Annotated in this window: 3 rRNA genes; all 3 read right to left on the bottom strand. The window is 58.3% G+C overall.

The window, feature by feature from the left end:
- Window positions 1-45: 45 nt before the first annotated feature.
- A 5S ribosomal RNA gene (gene rrf / locus CCE01nite_RS21090) occupies window positions 46-162 on the bottom strand.
- An 80-nt stretch (window positions 163-242) separates the two neighbouring features.
- Window positions 243-3,354 (bottom strand): 23S ribosomal RNA (locus CCE01nite_RS21085).
- 415 nt (window positions 3,355-3,769) lie between these two features.
- A 16S ribosomal RNA gene (locus CCE01nite_RS21080) occupies window positions 3,770-5,292 on the bottom strand.
- Together the 16S, 23S and 5S rRNA genes form the textbook arrangement of a ribosomal RNA operon.
- Window positions 5,293-5,587: the final 295 nt, after the last annotated feature.

The following is a 5,587-nucleotide window of genomic DNA, read 5'->3' as shown; positions in this document are numbered from 1 at the left end:
AAACAGAAAGAGCCACCCCTTGCGGGGTGGCTCTTTCTGAATGATGTCCGGCGGCGACCTACTCTCCCACACCCTGGCGAGTGCAGTACCATCGGCGCTGAAGGGCTTAGCTTCCGGGTTCGGAATGGGACCGGGCGTTTCCCCTTCGCTATGACCGCCGTAACGCTGTCGAGTTATGACTCAACGGGAGCTCCCGTTCGTCTCTCGGGAACCGCACAGTGGACGCGTAGCACAAAAGTATTGTGGTGAAGTTGTCGGCTTATTAGTACCGGTCAGCTTCGTGAGTCTTTAGTCCCCACTTCCACATCCGGCCTATCTACCCAGTGGTCTAGCTGGGAGCCTCTCAGGGAACAAGTCCCCGTGGAAACCTCATCTTGAAGCAGGCTTCCCGCTTAGATGCTTTCAGCGGTTATCCCTTCCGAACGTAGCCAACCAGCCGTGCTCCTGGCGGAACAACTGGCACACCAGAGGTTCGTCCGTCCCGGTCCTCTCGTACTAGGGACAGCCCTTCTCAAGTTTCCTGCGCGCGCAGCGGATAGGGACCGAACTGTCTCACGACGTTCTAAACCCAGCTCGCGTACCGCTTTAATGGGCGAACAGCCCAACCCTTGGGACCTACTCCAGCCCCAGGATGCGACGAGCCGACATCGAGGTGCCAAACCATGCCGTCGATATGGACTCTTGGGCAAGATCAGCCTGTTATCCCCGGGGTACCTTTTATCCGTTGAGCGACGGCGCTTCCACAAGCCACCGCCGGATCACTAGTTCCGACTTTCGTCCCTGCTCGACCTGTCAGTCTCACAGTCAAGCTCCCTTGTGCACTTGCACTCGCCACCTGATTGCCAACCAGGCTGAGGGAACCTTTGAGCGCCTCCGTTACATTTTAGGAGGCAACCGCCCCAGTTAAACTACCCACCAGGCACTGTCCCTGATCCGGATTACGGACCGAGGTTAGATATCCAGAGCGACCAGAGTGGTATTTCAACGTTGACTCCACCGACACTGGCGTGCCGGCTTCACAGTCTCCCACCTATCCTACACAAGCCGCACCGAACACCAATACCAAGCTATAGTAAAGGTCCCGGGGTCTTTCCGTCCTGCTGCGCGTAACGAGCATCTTTACTCGTAGTGCAATTTCGCCGAGTTCGCGGTTGAGACAGCGGGGAAGTCGTTACGCCATTCGTGCAGGTCGGAACTTACCCGACAAGGAATTTCGCTACCTTAGGATGGTTATAGTTACCACCGCCGTTTACTGGGGCTTAAATTCTGAGCTTCGCCTTGCGGCTGACCCGTCCTCTTAACCTTCCAGCACCGGGCAGGCGTCAGTCCGTATACATCGTCTTGCGACTTCGCACGGACCTGTGTTTTTAGTAAACAGTCGCTTCCCCCTGGTCTCTGCGGCCGTTAGTGCTTCCCCAGCAAGTGGGTACACACGTCGGGCCCCCCTTCTCCCGAAGTTACGGGGGCATTTTGCCGAGTTCCTTAACCACGATTCTCTCGATCGCCTTGGTATTCTCTACCTGATCACCTGAGTCGGTTTAGGGTACGGGCGGCTAGAACCTCGCGCCGAGGCTTTTCTTGGCAGCATAGGATCACCCAATCATCCCGCATTCGCGGTCACCATCAGCTCTCAGGCTATGTGAGAGGCGGATTTGCCTACCTCTCGCCCTACAACCTTGGACGTGGTCAACCATCGCCACGCTGGGCTACCTTCCTGCGTCACCCCTGTTAATACGCTTACCTACTACCGGTTCGGGTCGCGCGCTCCCCCGTCCGAGTCCCCGAAGGGACGGTGGACGGCTTCGGGCGCTTAGCATCACCGGGCTCGGTATGGGCGGTTCTTCGCCGGTACGGGAATATCAACCCGTTGTCCATCGACTACGCCTGTCGGCCTCGCCTTAGGTCCCGACTTACCCAGGGCGGATTAGCCTGGCCCTGGAACCCTTGATCATTCGGCGGACGGGTTTCTCACCCGTCTTTCGCTACTCATGCCTGCATTCTCACTCGTGTGGCGTCCACCGCTGGGTCACCCCGCGACTTCACTCGCCACACGACGCTCCCCTACCCATCCACACGCCTGAACCCACAAGGGGCTGAGCTATTGTGTGAATGCCACAGCTTCGGCGGTGTGCTTGAGCCCCGCTACATTGTCGGCGCGGAATCACTTGACCAGTGAGCTATTACGCACTCTTTCAAGGGTGGCTGCTTCTAAGCCAACCTCCTGGTTGTCTGTGCAACTCCACATCCTTTCCCACTTAGCACACGCTTAGGGGCCTTAGCTGGTGGTCTGGGCTGTTTCCCTCTCGACTACGGAGCTTATCCCCCGCAGTCTCACTGCCACGCTCTCACTTACCGGCATTCGGAGTTTGGCTAACGTCAGTAACCTGGTGGGGCCCATCGGCTATCCAGTAGCTCTACCTCCGGCAAGAAACACGTGACGCTGCACCTAAATGCATTTCGGGGAGAACCAGCTATCACGGAGTTTGATTGGCCTTTCACCCCTAACCACAGGTCATCCCCTCGGTTTTCAACCCAAGTGGGTTCGGTCCTCCACGCGGTCTTACCCGCGCTTCAACCTGCCCATGGCTAGATCACTCCGCTTCGGGTCTAGAGCACGCGACTGAATCGCCCTATTCGGACTCGCTTTCGCTACGGCTTCCCCACACGGGTTAACCTCGCCACGTACCACTAACTCGCAGGCTCATTCTTCAAAAGGCACGCTGTCACCCCTGCTAGGGAGGCTCCAACGGATTGTAGGCACACGGTTTCAGGTACTATTTCACTCCCCTCCCGGGGTACTTTTCACCTTTCCCTCACGGTACTTGTCCGCTATCGGTCACTAGGTAGTATTTAGGCTTACACAGTGGTCTGTGCAGATTCACTCCGGGTTTCTCGGGCCCGGAGCTACTTGGGATCCCCTTCGGGAGGCCACGCCATTTCGTCTACGGGGGTCACACCCTCTGTGCCGGGCCTTTCAATGCCCTTCGACTATGACGCGACTTTCTGACTCCCTGCTCGGACGGCAGTCCCAGCTGAAAGGTCCCACAACCCCGCACACGCAACGCCTGCCGGCTTTGACACGCATACGGTTTGGCCTGATCCGCTTTCGCTCGCCACTACTCACGGAATATCTCTTCCTGCCGGTACTGAGATGTTTCACTTCCCGGCGTTCCCTCCACACACCCTATATATTCAGGTGCGGGTCACTGGACATGACTCCAGCGGGGTTTCCCCATTCGGACATCCTCGGATCACGGTTCGTTTGCCAACTCCCCGAGGCTTATCGCAGGCTACAACGTCCTTCTTCGGCTCCTAGTGCCAAGGCATCCACCCTGTGCCCTTAAAAACTTGACCACAAAAACATACAAAGATGCTCGCGTCCACTGTGCAGTTCTCAAGCTACGAACGGTCCCCGTCCTCCCCGGCGCCTACCCCCAGACCGACCACCGAAGCGATCGACCCAGGAGCGGTTCATCCGGACCAGACAGGCCCGCAGGCAGCCACCCCCACCGGGGGCGACTCCCAAGGACAACAACCGGTGAACGGCTGTTCCCTCAGGACCCAACAGCGTGCCAGGCCGACCCCCCACGAACCCCGCTCGTTCCCTCCCCAGGCGAACCCGAGGCGTACTAGAGCCAGACCCGCGACAGACGCGGCCGTAGTCGATGTTCCACCCTTGAGCTCCACCCCGATCGCGTTCGGACCGAGCGTGGGCCTGGACACCGGGAGCCGGCCACGAAGGACCGGACCAGTGCCAGATGCTCCTTAGAAAGGAGGTGATCCAGCCGCACCTTCCGGTACGGCTACCTTGTTACGACTTAGTCCCAATCGCCAGTCCCACCTTCGACGGCTCCCTCCACAAGGGTTGGGCCACCGGCTTCGGGTGTTACCGACTTTCGTGACTTGACGGGCGGTGTGTACAAGGCCCGGGAACGTATTCACCGCAGCGTTGCTGATCTGCGATTACTAGCGACTCCGACTTCATGGGGTCGAGTTGCAGACCCCAATCCGAACTGAGACCGGCTTTTTGGGATTCGCTCCACCTCGCGGTATCGCAGCCCTTTGTACCGGCCATTGTAGCATGCGTGAAGCCCAAGACATAAGGGGCATGATGATTTGACGTCATCCCCACCTTCCTCCGAGTTGACCCCGGCAGTCTCCTATGAGTCCCCACCATGACGTGCTGGCAACATAGGACGAGGGTTGCGCTCGTTGCGGGACTTAACCCAACATCTCACGACACGAGCTGACGACAACCATGCACCACCTGTACACCGACCTTGCGGGGAGCACATCTCTGCACTTTTCCGGTGTATGTCAAGCCTTGGTAAGGTTCTTCGCGTTGCATCGAATTAATCCGCATGCTCCGCCGCTTGTGCGGGCCCCCGTCAATTTCTTTGAGTTTTAGCCTTGCGGCCGTACTCCCCAGGCGGGGCACTTAATGCGTTTGCTGCGGCACGGAACTCGTGGAATGAGCCCCACACCTAGTGCCCAACGTTTACGGCATGGACTACCAGGGTATCTAATCCTGTTCGCTCCCCATGCTTTCGCTCCTCAGCGTCAGTTGCGGCCCAGTGACCTGCCTTCGCCATCGGTGTTCCTCCTGATATCTGCGCATTCCACCGCTACACCAGGAATTCCAGTCACCCCTACCGCACTCTAGTCTGCCCGTACCCACTGCAAGCCCGAGGTTGAGCCTCAGGTTTTCACAGCAGACGCGACAAACCGCCTACGAGCTCTTTACGCCCAATAATTCCGGACAACGCTTGCGCCCTACGTATTACCGCGGCTGCTGGCACGTAGTTAGCCGGCGCTTCTTCTGCAGGTACCGTCACTTTCGCTTCTTCCCTGCTGAAAGAGGTTTACAACCCGAAGGCCTTCATCCCTCACGCGGCGTCGCTGCATCAGGCTTGCGCCCATTGTGCAATATTCCCCACTGCTGCCTCCCGTAGGAGTCTGGGCCGTGTCTCAGTCCCAGTGTGGCCGGTCGCCCTCTCAGGCCGGCTACCCGTCGTCGCCTTGGTAGGCCATCACCCCACCAACAAGCTGATAGGCCGCGAGCCCATCCTTGACCGATAAATCTTTCCAGACGCAACAGATGCCTGTACGTCTCATATCCGGTATTAGCCGCCGTTTCCCGCGGTTATCCCAGAGTCAAGGGCAGGTTACTCACGTGTTACTCACCCGTTCGCCACTGATCAGACAGGGCAAGCCCCGTCGTCACCGTTCGACTTGCATGTGTTAAGCACGCCGCCAGCGTTCGTCCTGAGCCAGAATCAAACTCTCCGTAAATGTCTACATGGCACCCCACCGCCGAAACGGCAAGGCAACCGACACACGAAACAGCCCCGAATCACTCCAGGACCAGTTGAATTCGGCTTCATGAGAACCGCACCTCCACGGAGGCAGAAGACGATCCTCAGTCAACCAAGACTCACCACACGAGACCACCCGACCGAAACGACCGGACAACCCCGCCGATGAACCATCTTGGCATCGACTACTTGGCACACTGTTGAGTTCTCAAGGAGCAGACGCTCATCCATCCAGGCCCTTCGACCCATCCGGAGGCAACTTCTCAATCTTA

The organism is Cellulomonas cellasea (assembly GCF_006538745.1).
In the GTDB taxonomy this organism is placed as follows: domain Bacteria; phylum Actinomycetota; class Actinomycetes; order Actinomycetales; family Cellulomonadaceae; genus Cellulomonas_A; species Cellulomonas_A cellasea.
This window is presented reverse-complemented; position numbering and strand designations above follow the sequence as displayed.